The 15,863-nt window shown below is 72.6% G+C and carries 13 protein-coding genes; 6 read left to right on the top strand and 7 right to left on the bottom strand.

Annotated elements, in window-relative coordinates; translation table 11 throughout:
• Positions 1 to 598 precede the first annotated feature (598 nt).
• Positions 599 to 1,693 (bottom strand): DMT family transporter, encoded by a 1,095-nt coding sequence (locus tag ACFV3E_RS25375; protein WP_500536782.1) that lies wholly within the window; start codon positions 1,691 to 1,693, stop codon positions 599 to 601.
• 141 nt (positions 1,694 to 1,834) lie between these two features.
• Between ACFV3E_RS25375 and ACFV3E_RS25380 the strand changes: the two genes are divergently transcribed.
• Complete coding sequence (locus ACFV3E_RS25380; RefSeq protein ID WP_500536731.1) at positions 1,835 to 2,743, top strand: LysR family transcriptional regulator; 909 nt, start codon at positions 1,835 to 1,837, stop codon at positions 2,741 to 2,743.
• Between the two features lie 22 nt (positions 2,744 to 2,765).
• Here the strand turns inward: ACFV3E_RS25380 and ACFV3E_RS25385 are convergent, their stop codons facing one another.
• Complete coding sequence (locus tag ACFV3E_RS25385) at positions 2,766 to 3,458, bottom strand: hypothetical protein (protein WP_500536732.1); 693 nt, start codon at positions 3,456 to 3,458, stop codon at positions 2,766 to 2,768.
• A 109-nt stretch (positions 3,459 to 3,567) separates the two neighbouring features.
• Between ACFV3E_RS25385 and ACFV3E_RS25390 the strand changes: the two genes are divergently transcribed.
• From ACFV3E_RS25390 to ACFV3E_RS25405, 4 genes are all read left to right on the top strand, one after another.
• Positions 3,568 to 4,461, top strand: coding sequence for an aminoglycoside phosphotransferase family protein (locus ACFV3E_RS25390; protein ID WP_500536733.1), 894 nt, complete (start codon positions 3,568 to 3,570; stop codon positions 4,459 to 4,461).
• Positions 4,462 to 4,626: 165 nt separating this feature from the next.
• A complete protein-coding gene (locus ACFV3E_RS25395; RefSeq protein WP_500536734.1) occupies positions 4,627 to 5,001 on the top strand; it encodes a roadblock/LC7 domain-containing protein in 375 nt (124 codons plus the stop codon).
• Positions 5,002 to 5,200: 199 nt separating this feature from the next.
• Positions 5,201 to 5,575: an ArsR/SmtB family transcription factor gene (locus tag ACFV3E_RS25400; RefSeq protein ID WP_500536735.1), complete on the top strand. Its 375-nt coding sequence runs from the start codon at positions 5,201 to 5,203 to the stop codon at positions 5,573 to 5,575.
• Positions 5,576 to 5,620: 45 nt separating this feature from the next.
• Positions 5,621 to 6,907 (top strand): ATP-binding protein, encoded by a 1,287-nt coding sequence (locus tag ACFV3E_RS25405; RefSeq protein ID WP_500536736.1) that lies wholly within the window; start codon positions 5,621 to 5,623, stop codon positions 6,905 to 6,907.
• Positions 6,908 to 7,118: 211 nt separating this feature from the next.
• Here the strand turns inward: ACFV3E_RS25405 and ACFV3E_RS25410 are convergent, their stop codons facing one another.
• The 5 genes from ACFV3E_RS25410 to ACFV3E_RS25430 all read right to left on the bottom strand — a co-directional run bounded on the left by ACFV3E_RS25410 (position 7,119) and on the right by ACFV3E_RS25430 (position 13,433).
• On the bottom strand, positions 7,119 to 8,957 hold the full coding sequence (locus ACFV3E_RS25410) for an alpha-galactosidase D (RefSeq protein ID WP_500536737.1): 1,839 nt from the start codon (positions 8,955 to 8,957) through the stop codon (positions 7,119 to 7,121).
• 66 nt (positions 8,958 to 9,023) lie between these two features.
• Positions 9,024 to 9,950, bottom strand: a complete 927-nt coding sequence (locus ACFV3E_RS25415) for a carbohydrate ABC transporter permease (RefSeq protein WP_500363240.1) — start codon at positions 9,948 to 9,950, stop codon at positions 9,024 to 9,026.
• The gene (locus ACFV3E_RS25420) at positions 9,947 to 10,915 is read right to left on the bottom strand and encodes a carbohydrate ABC transporter permease (RefSeq protein ID WP_500536738.1); all 969 of its coding nucleotides are present in this window, start codon (positions 10,913 to 10,915) and stop codon (positions 9,947 to 9,949) included. Before ACFV3E_RS25420 ends, ACFV3E_RS25415 begins: the two co-directional genes overlap by 4 nt.
• 20 nt (positions 10,916 to 10,935) lie before the next feature.
• Positions 10,936 to 12,249: an ABC transporter substrate-binding protein gene (locus ACFV3E_RS25425; RefSeq protein WP_500536739.1), complete on the bottom strand. Its 1,314-nt coding sequence runs from the start codon at positions 12,247 to 12,249 to the stop codon at positions 10,936 to 10,938.
• A gap of 8 nt (positions 12,250 to 12,257) precedes the next feature.
• A complete protein-coding gene (locus ACFV3E_RS25430; RefSeq protein ID WP_500363243.1) occupies positions 12,258 to 13,433 on the bottom strand; it encodes an ROK family transcriptional regulator in 1,176 nt (391 codons plus the stop codon).
• A gap of 179 nt (positions 13,434 to 13,612) precedes the next feature.
• Between ACFV3E_RS25430 and ACFV3E_RS25435 the strand changes: the two genes are divergently transcribed.
• Entirely contained in the window at positions 13,613 to 15,751 is a 2,139-nt protein-coding gene (locus ACFV3E_RS25435) for an alpha-galactosidase (protein ID WP_500536740.1), read from the top strand.
• Positions 15,752 to 15,863 lie beyond the last annotated feature (112 nt).

Consider the following 15,863-nt stretch of genomic DNA (forward strand, 5'->3'; position numbering starts at 1 on the left):
GCCGCCGCCCGGACTCGGCCACGGTGTCGGGCGAGCGCCCGCGAGGCCGCCCCGGCGCCTGCCCGGCGATCGCGGCTGTTCGGCCGGCCGTACCTCCGGCACCCGGACCCACCCTTCACCGCAGCCGGTGGGCACGACTTCCCCGGACGCGCGGGGCCCGCCGGAAAACGGGAGGCGGCCCGGCCGGTGGCCGCGGCAGACTCGGGCGGTGATCCTCGTGCAGCCCGTGCTGGAACTGGGGACCGCGGACGGCTTCGCCCTCTGGCCGGTGGCCGAGCGGGAGCCGTTCAGCTTCATGCCGCTCCACGGCGCGTTGGCACCCCCCGAGGTCGGCGCGGCCGTGATGACCATCGCCGCGTACAACGATGCCCGGAGGGACGACGAGGCCCCGCCCGCCCGGCCCGGCGACCCGGTCGAGGACTTCCTGCGGGGGCTGCTGACCGGGGAGGACGTCCAGGCTCCGGGCGGACTGCAGGTCACCGGCACCGCCGGCGATCTGGTGGTGGTACGCCCGGGCTGCTGCAGCGGGCTGGAGGACTGGCGAGAATGGCTCGACGTCCTCGACGGCACCGGCGAGGTGTGGCTCGGCCACGACCCCTCACCGCTCGCCGAACGGCACGGCGACGTCGTCCGGTTGACCGTCGACGCGGAGCGGGACGGCAGCCCGGCGTTCGAGGTCGACGTCGACGTGCTGCGGCGCGGGGTCGCGGGCGCCGAGCGGGACCTGGCGGGCTTCCTCCGTGCCGCCGCCCAATGGGCGGCCGTGCGTCTGCCCGGGCACGCCTGCGCGGTCGTCGCCGCGCTCGCCCGTGGCGTCGGCATGCCGCCGCCGCAGGCGTAGGCGGAGCCCCCCCGACCGCGTGAGCCCGACCCCGACGAGGACGACCAGCATGCCGGCCACCACCCGGGCGCCCACCGGCTCGTCGAGGACGAGCGCGCCGAGCCCCACCGAGACGACGGGGAGGAGGTAGCCGACGGTCGCCGCGTCCGTCGCGCCCTCGTCGGCGATGATGCGCACCGTCAGGTAGAAGGTGACGCCCGTGCACAGGACGCCGAGGGCGAGCACCGCGACGGACGAGCGCACGGTCACCGCGATCCCGGTGGTGCCGGTGACGAGCAGGGCCGGCACGCTCAGCGCGGTCGCGGCGGTCAACTGGGCGGCGGCGAGCGGGAGTGCGCCCGCACCGGTGGGGATGAGCCTGCGCCCCATGTAGGCGAAGGCGAGCGCGTAGCTCGCGGCCGCACCCAGCAGGGCCAGGGCGCCCCAGCTCGCGAGGCCCGACCGGTGCCAGGGGGCGAAGATCAAAAGGACACCCGCGAATCCGGCGAGGAGGCCGCCGAGCCGGGGTCCGCGAATGGCGCGTCGTCCCGCGCCGCCCAGGGCGAGACCGATGAGCAGGGACCACAACGGCGTCGTGGCGTTGAGGACGCCCGCCACCCCGGAGTCGACGCTCTGCTCGCCCACGCTGAAGAGGAGGAACGGCAGGGCGTTGCAGAAGAGGGCCGCCACCGTGAGACGGCTCCACAGGAGCCTCCCCCGCGGCAGGCGCAGGCCCGCGCGGCGGCAGAGCACGAGCAGCAGGACCGCGCCGCAGGCGCAGCGCAGGAAGGTGACCCAGGCGGGCGGCAGTCCCTCCAGCGCGATCTTGATCCACAGGAAGGTCGACCCCCACAACAGGGCCAGCACCGCCATCCGCAGCAGCGCCCTCGCGCCGCTCCCGCCACCGGACACGCCGGCCTCCCGTCGTCTCGCGTCACCGTCGCCCACGACGCTCCCCCACCCGTCCTGGTGGCACAAGCGAAGGTTCATCCACCTACCGTTAAGCTGAGCTACATGCTCGACGTGCGCCGCATGCAGGTCCTCCGGGCGGTGGTGACCAGCGGGTCGGTCACCGCGGCCGCCAACCACCTCGGTTACACACCCTCGGCCGTCAGCCAGCAGATCGCCGTCCTGGAGAGGCAGGCCGGGGTCCCGCTGCTCGAACGGGTGGGGCGCGGGGTGCAGCCGACGCCCGCCGGGCTGCTGCTCACCGAGTACGCCGCCCGCATCGGCAGGGAGGTGGCCGAGGCCGAGACGGCGCTGGCCGATCTGCGCGAGGGCCGCACCGGGAGCCTGACGGTGCGTTACTTCCCGACGGCGGGTGCCGACCTGGTGGCCCCGGCCGTCGCGCGGCTGCGCCGCGAGCACCCGGGCGTGCGGATCGACCTCGGCCTGGTCGACCCCGGCGATCCGCTGCCGGAGGTGGAGAAGGGCCGCGCGGACCTGGCGATCGTGGTGCGGCCGCGCGGGCAGGGCCGTGAGGGCCTGCGCCTGGTGCACCTGCGCGACGACCCCTACCGCGCGGTCCTCCCCAAGGGCCACCGGCTCGCCGCGAAGCGGGTGCTCGACCTCACCGACCTCGCGGGCGAGCCGTGGGTGGGCAGCGAGTCCCCGGACGGCTCGTGCCTGGAGCTGATCCTCCAGGCGTGCGCCGCGGCCGGCTTCAGCCCCGCCGTCGTGGTGCAGAGCGAGGACTACGCCACCGCGCAGGGCTTCGTGGCCGCCGGGCTGGGGGTGAGCCTGCTGCCGCTGGCCGCCCTGGCGCACCACCACCCCGGGGTCGTCGTACGGAAGGTGCGCGGCCCGGAGCCCGTCCGGGCGGTCCACGCCGCGGTCCGGGAGACGTCGCTGCGGCAACCGGCGCTGCGGGGGCTGCTCGACGCGCTGCGCGACGTCGCCCGGGGCACGGCGGGCACGGCCTGACCCGCGCGCCCTCGACCTGCCGTCAGGCGGTGCCTCGCGGATAGCCGATGCCCGCGATGTCCTCGGCCAGACCGTCGAGCGTCACCTCCGCGTTCAGCTTCGCGACGACCTCCGGGGTGAGCGGGCGCAGCGCGTGGACATGGCGTACGGCGTCCAGGTCGACCGGCACCTCGTAGTAGTCCTCGGCGAAGGCGCGGAACGCCTCGGGGGAACGGTCGGTCAGCAGGTCGAACAGGTACGACGCGCCGTCCGCGTCGTCCCGGCCCTCGGGCAGGTTGACTGAGCCGTGCCGCCACGCGTCGTCCCCGGCGCCGCGCCACAGGCAGACGGTCGCGACCGGCACGCCGTCCTCGTCGCAGAACGCCGGCTCCTCGACGTACGGACGGAAGGCCTCGGGGACCTCGTCGACGACCCCCGGCCAGGGCTCGTGATCCTCCGAACCGTAGGGGCTGACGGGCGACTCGTGGTCGAAGCCGCGGATGAAGGCCCCGGCCGCACAGAACACGATCGCGTACTCGTCTCCCGACCCGTTGCGCAGGGAGGCCATCTCCTCCCCCGTGTCCCACACCGCGTCGAAGGAGTGGTACCGCATCTCCCACTCGGGGCTGAGGATCGCGTCGAGCATCGCCAGCGCGCGGCAGTGGTCGCGCAGTTCGGCGATGGAGGGCAGTCGGGGGGCAACGTCGTGAACGGTCACGCGCACATCCAAGCCCATGGCTCCGACATCCCCCGCCCGGGGCTCCCCGCGTCCGCGGAAATCCAGTGCCGCGCACGCCCCCGGTGCTGGTAAGCACGGTCGCACGAGACCACGTCGGAAGGCGGACATGCCCCCACGCACCCTGAGCGGCGACCAGGCCGGGATCGACGCGGCGCTGGTACGCCGGCTGCTGCACGCGCGGTTCCCCCACTGGGCGGACCTCCCGCTCACCCCCACCAGGTCGGCCGGCACCTCCAACGTCATGTACCGCCTGGGCAGCGACATGGTCGTACGGCTGCCCAGGACCGCGGGGGCCGCGAGCGACGTGGACAAGGAGCACGAGTGGCTGCCGCGGCTCGCGCCACGGCTCCCCGCGTCCGTCCCCGCGCCCCTCGGCAAGGGTGCTCCCGTCGACGGCTACCCCTGGCCCTGGTCGGTGTACGGCTGGCTGGAGGGCGAGAACCCGTCCGCGGGGCGCCTCGCCGAACCCGGCGCACTCGCCCGTGACCTGGCGGCGTTCGTCGCCGCCCTGCAGCGCGTCGACCCCGCCGGCGCACCGCCCGCGTACCGCGGCGAGCCCCTCGCGGCGCGCGACCGCGCGACGCGGTCCGCGATCGACGCGCTGCGCGCGGAGGTCGACGCGGCGGCGGCCGGCGCGGTGTGGGAGACGGCGCTGGCGGCACCGGGACCGCACGGGCCGCCGGTGTGGGTGCACGCGGATCTGCAGCCGGGCAACCTCCTGATGGCGGGCGGACGGCTGTCCGCGGTCATCGACTTCGGGTGCGCGGGCCTCGGCGATCCAGCCGTCGACACGATCGCCGCGTGGTACGTACTGCCCGCCGCGGCCCGTGGCACCTTCCGTGCGGCACTGGGCACCGACGACGCGACCTGGGCGCGCGGTCGCGGCTGGGCGCTGTCGATCGCGCTGATGGAACTGCGGCACCACCGGGACACCCACGAGCGGATGGCGTCGATCGCGCGGCACGTCCTCGGCGAGCTACTCGCCGACGGGGGACCTTGACCCGCAGAGGGGCGGCGCATCCTACCCGGGGGCTCCGGGCCGCTCCCCGGCATCGCCGATTCCCCCACCGGGGCCGTCACGTTCAGTAGCTTCTCCGTCACCAACCGGGGCGGCGGCGCGCGGACGCGCGGACGCCGGGAGAGCGACGGCAAGGAGCGAACGCCGATGGCGAATGTGGAGACCTCCCTCAAGGAGACGATGACGTCGATCGAGGGCAGCGTGGGCGCTGCCCTGGTCGACTACACCAGTGGCATGGCGCTGGGCACGATCGGTGGCGGCAAGGACCTCGACCTGACCGTCGCGGCCGCCGGCAACACCGACGTGATCCGCGCCAAGACCCGGACGATGAAGGAACTGGGCCTCAAGGAGGAGATCGAGGACGTCCTGATCACCATGAACACGCAGTACCACCTGATCCGGCTGCTCAAGAGCCGCGACGGCAACGGCCTGTTCCTCTACCTCGTGCTCGACCGGCGCAACGCCAACCTCGCGATGGCCCGCCACCGCCTCCGGCGCATCGAGGCCGACCTCGAGCTGTAGCCGCTGTTCCTCCCTCGGGGCTCCGTGCGCCCGGGAATTGAAGAATCCTTCAATTCGGCACATCCTGATCCGCACAAGCACGGCGGTGCACGGGCCCCGGAAGGGGAAGGATTGGACGCAGTGTCGCGCCGGCGGCAGCGGGAGCGGCCGCCGGCGCGTACGGGAAGGGCCGTCGGAGACCGGGCAGGAGCGACACACGATGCAGGTACCCCTGTACCAGGCCAAGGCCGAGTTCTTCCGCATGCTCGGGCACCCCGTGCGGATCAGGGTCCTTGAGCTGCTCCAGAACGGCCCGGTGCCGGTACGGGACCTGCTGAACGAGATCGAGATCGAGCCCTCCAACCTGTCCCAGCAGCTCGCGGTGCTGCGCCGGTCCGGCATCGTGGTGTCGATCCGCGAGGGCTCCACCGTCAGCTACGCCCTCGCCGGCGGGGACGTCGCCGAACTCCTGCGCGCGGCCCGCCGCATCCTCACCGAACTCCTCGCGGGGCAGACCGAACTGCTCGCCGAACTCCGACAGGCCGACGCCCCGCGCCAGCGCGCGGAGGAGCAGGTCGGCCACCCCGCCGGCTGAGCGCTCCGGCGCCACCTGGGCCAGAATGGTCGGGAGGTGAGCGCGATGACGCCTTGGCGGGTACGTGATCTGGAGGAAGGCGACCTGGACCAGGTCGTGCGCATCTGGGAGGAGTCGCGCGACACGACCGAGGACCCCGCGGTGACCCTGGCGGAGGTGGTCGGCGCGCTGCGCGCGGGAGCGCCCGCCGTGGTGGCGATGGTCGGTGACCGGGTCGTGGGGGCGGCGGTGTCCTCGACGGCCCAGGAGCGCGCCTGGGTGCTGCGGCTGGCCATCGCCCGGCAGTGGCGCCACCACGGGATGGGCTCGGCGCTGCTGGCGGCCCTGGAGGACAGCCTGAGCCAGGCGGGGATGCGCCGGATCGGGGCGCTGCTGCCCGAGGGCGAGGTCGGTGAGCAGGCGTTCCGGAACTCCGGGTACTCCTTCCGCCCCGGACTCGGTTACTTCGAGAAGCTGCTGTCGGCCGACTCCGCGCAGGACACCCTGCTCGACCAGCTCGGCGGGGCGGTCCCGGAGCACGGACTGTGGGACCGCATCGCGGGCATGGCCGCGGAGAAGACGCTCATCGAGCGGCGGCTGGTGCTGCCGCTGGAGAACCCCGGGGTCGCGGAGCGCTACCACCTGGTGCCGCCGCGTGCGGTGGTCCTCTTCGGTCCGCCGGGCACCGGCAAGACGACGTTCGCCAAGGCCGTGGCCTCCCGGCTGGCGTGGCCGTTCATCGAGGTGCTCCCGTACCAGCTGGCCGAGGACGCGCACGGCGTGGCCGACGGGCTGCGCCGGCTCTTCGCCCGGGTCGAGCACCTGGAGCAGGTGGTGCTCTTCTTCGACGAGGCGGAGGAGATCGCCTCGGAGCGGCAGGACCCGTCCACCCTGGCCCACCGGGTGACCAACGAGCTCCTCAAGCTCATCCCGCAGTTCCGGCGCGGCGAGCGCCGGCTGCTGATCTGCGCGACCAACGCGGTGCGCTCGCTCGACCCGGCCTTCCTCCGGCCGGGCCGCTTCGACTTCCTGATCCCGGTCGGCCCGCCCGACCCCGCCGCCCGCCGGGCGATCTGGATCCGCTACATCGGTCCGGACCGGGTGGCGGGCATCGACCTGGACGCGCTGGTCGAGGCCAGCGACCGCTTCACACCGGCGGACATCGAGTACGCGGCGCAGGCCGCCGCGCAGACCGCCTTCGAACGGCACCTGGCGACGGACCCGCGCAGCACGGCGGACCTGACGCACCGCACCGAGGACTACCTGCAGGCGGTCGCCCGCACCCGCACCACCCTCACGACCGAGGACATCCGCGCCTTCGACCACGACCTGCGCTCCGCCGCCCGCGTGTGAGGCACGCGGGGCACGGCGGAGGCGGGGTGGACGCTCCGCGCCAGGTTCGTGGCCTAAACCGGCGGACATCGGCGATGCCCGGGCGACGACCCCCCTCGGAGCCCTATGGTGATCGAGGGTCGGCAGATACGCGCTCCCCCGTCCGTGTCTGCCGGCCCACCTTGCCTTCCGCCCGCCGTGGGGCCCGGCGCGTGCCGGGCCCCACGGGGCGTCAGGACAGCTTGGGCACGTCGATCCGGTCGATGTCCGGGGCGTACCCGTCGGCGCTGTCGAAGGTGACGGTGTTGGCGCCCGCCTTCAGCGTGACGGGGAGGCTGACCGTCTCGACGGTGCCCCAGTCGCCCGTGGACGGGAACGTGTGGGCTACGGCGCCGTCGCCGTTGGCGGAGACCCGGACCGTGCGGGCGTCACCGCTCACGTAGGCGACCTTGATCATGTAGGTGCCGGCCTTCTTCACCGCGACGTCGTTGAAGCGGAGCGAGCCCCCGAGGTAGAGGTTGCCGGCCTTCCGGCCGCCGGAGCAGGCACCGCAGTCGGCGAGGGAGGCGTTGCCGGCCAGGGTGTTGCCCGCGGCCTCCGCCTCGTAGCCGGTCATGGGCTGGACCGGGCCGTGCGGGGTGACGGTGAACAGGCGCGAGCCGTGCGCGGGGAGGGACTTGGTGACCTTGCCCCGGTAGGAGCCGAGGTCCTCGTGGTTCCACACGTCGCGGACCGAGGCGCGGCCGGAGAAGCCGAGCGCGGACCAGTCGGCGGTCACGGCGGCGGGGGCATCGCCGAGGTTGAACAGGGCGACGGTGTAGCTGCCGTCGGCGTTCTCCGCGGCCCAGACCTGCTGGTCGCCTGCGGGGGTGACCGGGCGGGCCGGCGGGGTGCTCGACTGGTCGAGGGCGATGACCTCGCGGTTGGTCAGCAGGGACAGCCCGTAGTCGTCGAGGCGGGTGAGGTCGTCACCGGTGTAGAGCGGGGACTTGGCGATGGCCCACAGCGTCATGTAGGTCTGCCGCTCGGCCTTGGTGAGGCCGTCCATCGGCCCGTTGCCGACGTCGAGGGAGTCCAGGTCGTTCCAGCCGCCGGGACCGCCGTGCCGGCTCCAGGCGGCCGCGTCGGCGAAGCGGTCGTCGACGGAGTTCTCCCAGGAGACGAGGGTGTCGCAGTAGCACTCGACGTCGGTGTCGATCCGCCAGCCGTTGGAGTACTTCTTCCAGTCGGCGACGTGGCCGATGTCCAGCGACCAGGACAGCTCGAGGTGGATGGGGCGGCCGGTGGCGGCGATGCCCTTCTGCCAGGCGGCGATGTCGGCGCGGTTGTCGTAGTTGTCGCCGCTCTTGAAGGAGCCGGGACCGACGCCGTCGATCTTCAGGAAGTCGTAACCCCAGTCGGCGATCATCCGCGCCTGGGAGTCGACGTACTTCTGCGCGCAGGGGTTCGAGAAGTCGATCTTGTAGGAGCTGTCCCAGCCGTTGGTGGTGCGCAGGTCGTCGTAGACGATGTCGGCGGTGGTGCAGTCGGTGGTGTTCCAGATCGGCACCTTGCCGTCGCCGTACCCCTCCTTCTCCAGGCCGACGGGCAGGTAGATGCCGGCCTTGAGGCCCTTGGCGTGGACGTGGTCGGCGACCGCCTTCATGCCGCGCGGGAAGCGCTCGGGGTCGGGGGTCTGCCGGCCGTACGCGTCGAACTCGGGCTTCCAGGACTGGTCGCGCCACCAGCCGGCGTCCAGGTTGACGTAGCTGTAGCCGTACTTCTTGAGCTTGGCGGCCATGGCGTCGGCCTGCTTGAGGACGTTCGCCTCGGTCAGGTAGCTGTAGTCGCCCGTGGGGTTGAGCCCGGGGTACTTCGAGGACTGCATGCTCCAGCTCGACCAGCCCATGTAGGGCTTGGCGGCGACCTGGTGCGCGGTGGCGGCGGTGCTCTCGGCCGTCGCGGCGGGCACGGCGTCGGGACCGGTCGCCCCGGCCGCGGGGACGGCGGCCGACACGCCGGCGGTGAGGGCCAGGACGAGCAGGGTCCCGGCGGCGGTCGAGGACAGGGCGGAGCGCGAGGGTGACCGCATGGGTCGGGCCTCCTGGGGGTGGGGGGTACGGCGGGTGCGGTGCGGGGTGTCCCGGGCCTTGAGGCGTCAGCCCTTGCCCGAGCCGATGGTCAGGCCGCTGATGAACTGCCGCTGGAGCGCGAAGTACACCAGCAGGGTGGGGACGGCGGTCATCAGGGCACCGGCGGCGATGAGGTTGGGGTTGGTGAAGTACTGGCCCTGCAGGTTGGCCAGGGCGGAGGTGATGGGGCGCTTGTCACCCGTCTCGATGAGGGCGAGCGGCCAGAAGAAGTCGTTGTAGATCCAGATCGACTCCAGGGTGGCGAGCGCGGCGAAGGCCGGCCGGCACAGCGGCAGGATGATCTGGAAGAACTGCCGCCACACCTGGGCGCCGTCGACGAGGGCGGCCTCGGAGATCTCCCCGGGGATCGTCTTCATGTAGTTGCTCAGCACGAAGGTGCAGAAGCCGCACTGGTAGGCGATGTGGATGGCGATGATGCCCCAGGTCGAGTTGTACAGGAGCAGCGAGTCGCTCATCCACGCCGGGAGCGGTACCAGCAGGTAGAGCCGGTAGAGCGGGGTGATGAGCACCTGCGCGGGCAGCAGGTTGCCCGCGGTGAAGAGCATCAGCAGCGCGATGTTCCAGCGGAAGTCGAAGCGGGAGACGAAGAAGGCGACCGCCGCGGAGAACAGCAGGGTGCCCAGGACGGACGGGACGGTGATGAGGACCGAGTTCCAGAAGAAGTGCGGCATGCCGGACTGGTTCCAGGCGTCGGTGTAGTTCTGCAGGCTGATCCCGCGGGGCCAGGACAGGTAGCCGTGCTTGCTGGTGTCCGCGTAGGGGCGCAGCGAGGTGTAGACGGCCCACAGCAGCGGCAGCAGCCACAGCAGCGCGATCGTGGCGAGCATCAGGTGCCGGCCGGTCTGCCGCGGGGGCTTGGAGGCCCCGCCGCCGCGCGAGGCCTCGCGGCGGGGGCGGGCCGGGGTGACGGGCGGGGTGGCGGTCGTGGTCACCGGTCCTCCTTGCGGAAGGTCTGGACGAGGAAGGTCCCGATGGCGGCGAGGGAGACCAGGAGCAGGACGACCGCGAGGGCGGAGCCGTAACCGATGTGGCTGGACTCGCCGATGATGTTGTCGGTGATCAGCAGTGACAGCAGTTCCATGCCGGGCTTGCTGCCGACGCCGCCGCCGAGCACGTAGACGACGTCGAAGGCCCGCAGGGACTCCATGACGGTGACGACCAGGATGATGACGTTGACCGGCTTGAGGGCGGGGAAGACCACCTTCAGGAAGGTCTGGCGGCCGTTGGCGCCGTCGAGGGCGGCGGCCTCCTTCAGGGCCGGGTCGAAGCCCTTCAGCCCGGCCAGGTAGAGGATCATGATATAGCCGGTGTGCCGCCAGGCCGAGGCGACCAGGACGGCCCACAGGTTGAGGTCGGGGTCGCCCAGCCAGTCGATGTGGTGGCCGGGGGCCGCCGCGCCCAGGATGCCGTCCAGCAGGCCCGTGTCGGGGTTGTAGATGATCTCCCAGATGAGGCCGACCACGGCCAGGGAGAGGACCATCGGCAGGAAGATCGCCGTCTGGTAGACCCGGGTGAAGCGGAGCTTCCGGTCGAGCTGGTAGGCGAGGAAGATCCCGAACGGGGTGGGCAGCAGCGCGGTGAAGAGCAGCCAGATGACGTTGTGCCGCACCGCCGGCCAGAACGGCGGGTAGTTGGTGAGGATCTGGTGGTAGTTGTCGAGCCCGACCCAGTGGATGTCGGACAGGTAGATGCCGTCCCAGCTGGTGAAGGACAGGCCCATGGAGGCCAGTGCCGGGAGCCAGACGAAGACCAGGAGGGCCAGGAGCGGCACGCCGACGACGGCCGCCAGGAAGAGCCGGTCACCGGCGCCGAGCCGGCGGGGGCGGCGCCGGGGCGCCCCGTTGGCGGGGGCCTGCGACGTGGGGGCGGGGGGTGCGGTGGGGGACGCGGAGGGCACGGTGAACCTTCCCGGTCCGGTCAGGAGGTGAAGAAGCGCGAGCGCTGCGACTCGATGCGCTTCAGCAGGGCCGAGCCGTCGTCCGGGTGGCCGAGCCACTGGGTGAGTCCGGGCAGGACGACCGTGGAGATGAACCCGGGGTCGCTGTCGCGGTCCGCGAACTGGGTGATGTGCTTGGCGGAGGCGATGAGTTCGGCGGACTTCTTCTGCAGCGGGTTGTAGGAGCCGGTGTCGGCCTGCGCGTGGACGGCCACGTTGCTGGGGTCGACACCCATGTACAGGCCCTCGGCCTTGGCGCTGCCGAGGAACTCCAGGAGCTTCTTGGCGCCCTTCTCGTTCTTGGGACGGCGGCTGAGCATGAAGCCGTCCGTGGGCGCCTCGACGGCGTCCTGCCCGTTGGCCGGGTCGATCTCGGGGAAGGGGAAGAAGTCGATGTCGGAGCGGAGCGCCTCGTCGGTGACCTGCTGGCCGAGGAAGAGGCCGATGACCGCCATGCCGGACTTCTTGTCCAGCAGCGACTGGGCCGCGTCCTGCCACGAACGTCCGCCGGCGCCCTGCTGGTAGTACGGGCTGATCTCGCGCCACAGGTCGAGGGTGGCGACGGCGCGCTTGTCGGTCCAGGAGACCTCGCCGCGCATCAGGGACATGTGGAAGTCGTAGCCGTTGGCCCGCAGGTTGAGGTAGTCGAAGGCGCCGAGGATGCTCCAGGCGTCGCCGCCTCCGTAACCGGAGGCGATCGGGGAGAGGCCGTCCTTCTTCATCCGCTTGGCGAGCGCGGTGAACTCCGACCAGGTGCGCGGGACGGTGTAGCCGCGCTCCTGGAAGAGGCTCTTCCGGTAGAAGACGCCCCAGGGGTAGTTGTAGAGCGGGACGAAGTAGAACTTGCCGTCCTCGCCCCGGGAGAGCTGCTTGGTGGCCTCGCTGAAGCCGCCGCCTATCTTCTCCCACACGTCGTCGAGGGGGGTGGCGAGGCCCTTCTTGGCGAAGTACTGCATGCGGTAGCCGGCGAACCAGGTGAAGACGTCGTCCGGAGTGCCCTGCAGGTAGCTGGAGATGCCCTTCTGGAAGCTGTCGTGGTCGACGGTGTTGGTCTTGACCGTCAGACCGCTGTCCTTGGTGAAGGCCTTGGTCACCGCCGCGTAGGCGGACTTGGGCGTGGCGTCGGCCCCGTTGGACCCAAAGGTCACCGTCTTGGGGTCGGCCGCCGCTCCCCCGCCGCAGGCGGTGAGGAGGGGGGCGGCAAGCGCCGCGGCTCCGAGCCCGAACAGCCCGCCGACCATGGTGCGGCGGCTGGGCTGAGGCGCGGTCAGGACGGTGCGGCTCTGCAGCGTCATCGCTACTCCTAGTACGTGTCTGATCTGATGAAGGACTGGATCGCGGTGGCCGCGGCCCCGCGCGCCCACTCCTCGAAGGGCAGCGGACGGGTCCGCAGGTCGCACTGCCCGGCGGTGCCGAAGGCGGAGGCGGCGAAGGCCTCGAGGATCTGGTCGGCGAACAGGTCGTGGGCCACCAGGCCCTCGCCCGAGATGATCACGCGCTCCGGGCCGAAGAGGTTGGCCACCGAGCCGATGGCCCGGCCGATCGCCTCGCCGGCCCGCGCGTACACCTCCCTGGCCCCCGGGTCGCCGCCGTGGGCCAGTCGCAGTGCCTCGGCGGCGTCGGCCACGGGGGTGCCCGTCGCCTCGCGGACCGCGCGCACGATCGCCGGGTCCGCGGCGATCGCCTCCACGCACCCGCGGTTGCCGCAGTGGCACAGCGGTCCCGCCGGGTCGATGGACAGGTGCCCGATCTCCCCGGCCACCCCGTACGCGCCCGAGACCACCCGCCCGTGCACGACGAGACCGCAGCCGATGCCCGCGCCGACCGTCACCACGGCGAAGTCGGACAGGCCCACCCCGGCGCCGAACCACTGCTCGGCGACGGTGAGCGCCCTGACGTCGTTGTCGACGGTGACGGGCAGGCCGGTGGTCATCCCCGCCAGCTCGGCCAGCGGGATGTCGCGCCAGTCGAGGAAGGGGGAGTAGCGCACCAGGCCGCCGGCCCGGTCCACGTCACCGGAGACCGCGATGCCCAGGCCGCTGACGGGGACGCCGAAACCGTCGGCCTCCGCCAGCAGTTCGTGCACCAGTGCCGCCGCCGACGCCAGGACGGCCCTGGGGTCGGGGGCGGCCAGCGGCACGTGGCGGGAGGTGCGGATCCGGCAGCAGAGGTCGGTGAGCACGCCGATGATCTCGTCGCCGGTGATCTTGAGGCCGATGAACAGCGCCCGGCCGCCGTCCACCCGTACGGGGTTGGCCGGCCGTCCCAGGGAAGGACGCGCCTCCTCGTCCACGTCCTCGACCAGGTAACCGGCCTCGATCAGCGGCCGGACCGCCTTGGTGACCGCGGCCGCGGACAGCCCGGCACGCTTGGCGATCTCGGTGCGGGTGAGCGGACCGTGGCACAGGACGGTGGTGAAGATCTGGGAGGCGGCCGGCGTGTGGGCCGGGAACGCCTCCCCCGGAGGGATCGAGGGCATGGCCGGGAACCTAGGTGGGTTCTTTTCTGCTGTCAATAAAAGAAGCAAGACTCCTCGGAAGTAGCCCACATGAGGGCGCCTCATCTGGAAAAGGCCGGATCCGAGTGGGTGTTGACATGTGATCCAAGGTAAGGATTGGCTGCCGCCTGTCTCCTGGCGCGACCCGAACGTGAGGACCCATGCCCGTGATCTCCCATGCCCCGGACACCGGGATCTGGCTGCTGAGCACCCCGCGCACGTCGTACGCGCTGCGCATCGACGCGACCGGTGCCCCCTGCCACGTCGCCTGGGGCCCGCGGCTGACCCTGCAGGAGGCGGCCGAACTCGCCGTCCCGCCGGGACCGGACGCGAGCAGCTTCGAGGGCCGTCCGCCGGTGGGCGAGGAACTCCCCGTCGACGGCGGGGCCCGCTTCGGGGTACCGTCCCTCCAGGTCCGCCTCCCCGACGGGAGCCGGGGCTTCGAGTGGCAGCCGACGGGGCATGACGTGCGGGAACCCGCGCCCGGTGTGCACGAGTTGGCGCTGAGGTTCCGTGACCGCGTCCACCCGCTGGAGGTCACCCTCCACTACCGTCTCCACGACGACAGCGACGTCATCGAGCGGCGCACCGTCCTGCGCAACGCGGGCGAGCACGACCTCACGGTGCTCCGCGCCGACTCCGCCGCCTGGAGCCTGCCGCCGCTGCCCGACTACCGGCTCAGCCACGTCACCGGCCAGTGGTCCGCGGAGAGCCAACTGCGCCGGGACCGGCTGCCGTACGGCGAGACCGTGCTGACCAGCCGCCGTGGCGTCACCAGCCACCACGCCAACCCGTGGGTGATGGTCGACGCGGGTGACGCCGGGGAGACCCACGGCCGGGTGTGGAGCGCCGCCCTGGCATGGAGCGGCAGTTGGCGTGTCACCGCGCAGCGCACCCCCGACGGGCGCGCCGGCTTCACGGGAGGTGCGGGACACGACGGTACGAGCGTGCCGCTGGCCGCGGGCGAGGAGTACACCACCCCCACCTTCGCGGGCCTGTACACCGGCGGGGGCTTCGGCGCGGCCAGTCGCGCCTGGCACGCGTACACCCTGGCCCACGTCCTGCCGCACCCGCGGGAGACGGCTCCGGTGCTCTACAACTCCTGGGAGGCCACCGGCTTCGACGTCGACGAGCCCGGCCAGACGGCGCTCGCCGCCCGGGCCGCGGCGCTCGGCGTGGAGCTGTACGTCGTCGACGACGGGTGGTTCGGGGCACGGCGCGACGACCGCGCGGGCCTCGGCGACTGGACCCCGGCCGCCGACCGCTTCCCCTCCGGGCTGGCCCCCCTCGCCGACGAGGTGCACCGGCTCGGGATGCGCTTCGGCCTGTGGGTGGAGCCGGAGATGGTCAACCCGGACAGCGACCTGTACCGCGAGCACCCCGACTGGGTGCTGCACGTCCCGCACCGGAACCGGACCGAGCTGCGCAACCAGCTGGTGCTCAACTTCGCGCGGCAGGACGTCGCCGACTGGGCGTACGACTGGCTCACCCGGCTCGTCGCGAAGAACGGCGTCGACTTCCTCAAATGGGACATGAACCGCGCCTTCAGCGAGGCCGGCTGGCCCGGCCGCGACGACGGCGCGGACCGGCTGTGGACGCGGTACGTGCACCACCTCTACGGGGTGATCGACCGGCTCCGCGCCGACCACCCGCGGCTGCGGATCGAGTCCTGCAGCGGCGGCGGGGGCCGGGTGGACCTCGGCATCCTCTCCCGCACCGACCAGGCGTGGCCCTCCGACAACACCGACGCCGCCGACCGCGTGGCGATCCAGCACGGCTACGGCCAGGTCTACCCCGCGCGCACCATGGCCGCCTGGGTGACCGACGTCCCGAACCAGTTGACGCACCGCACGGTGCCGCTGCGCTTCCGCTTCCACGTCGCGATGGCCGGGCTGCTCGGCATCGGCGGTGACCTCACCCGCTGGTCCGAGGAGGAACTGGCCGCCGGGGCGGAGCTGGTGGCCGAGTACAAGCGGGTCCGTCACCTCGTCCAGCACGGAGCGCTGCACCGGCTGCGCGGTCCCGGGGACGACGGTCCCACGGTCGTGGAGTACGCCGCGCACGACGGGAGCGAGGCGCTGGTGCTCGCCTGGCAGCGCGTCCAGCGGCACGGCGGCCCGCGGGGACCGGTGCGGCTGGGCGGCCTCACCGCCGGGGCCCGCTACCGCGACACGCGCACGGGGACCGTGCACCATGCGGCCGTGCTCGTCGGGTACGGGCTCGTGCTCGACCTGCCGCCGGGCGACTGGGCCAGTTCGGCGGTGCACCTGGTCCGCGTCGCGGAGCGGGACGGCGCATGACCGTCCCGCCGGGCCGTGCCGCACCCCGCGCATGTGGGCAACTGCACAAACCCGCAGCTGCGGGAGCTTGTCCGGTGTGACGTGGCAGCGTCAAGGTGAGCTCCGTCCGCCC

It is taken from the genome of Streptomyces sp. NPDC059718 (genome assembly GCF_042733315.1).
GTDB lineage: Bacteria > Actinomycetota > Actinomycetes > Streptomycetales > Streptomycetaceae > Actinacidiphila.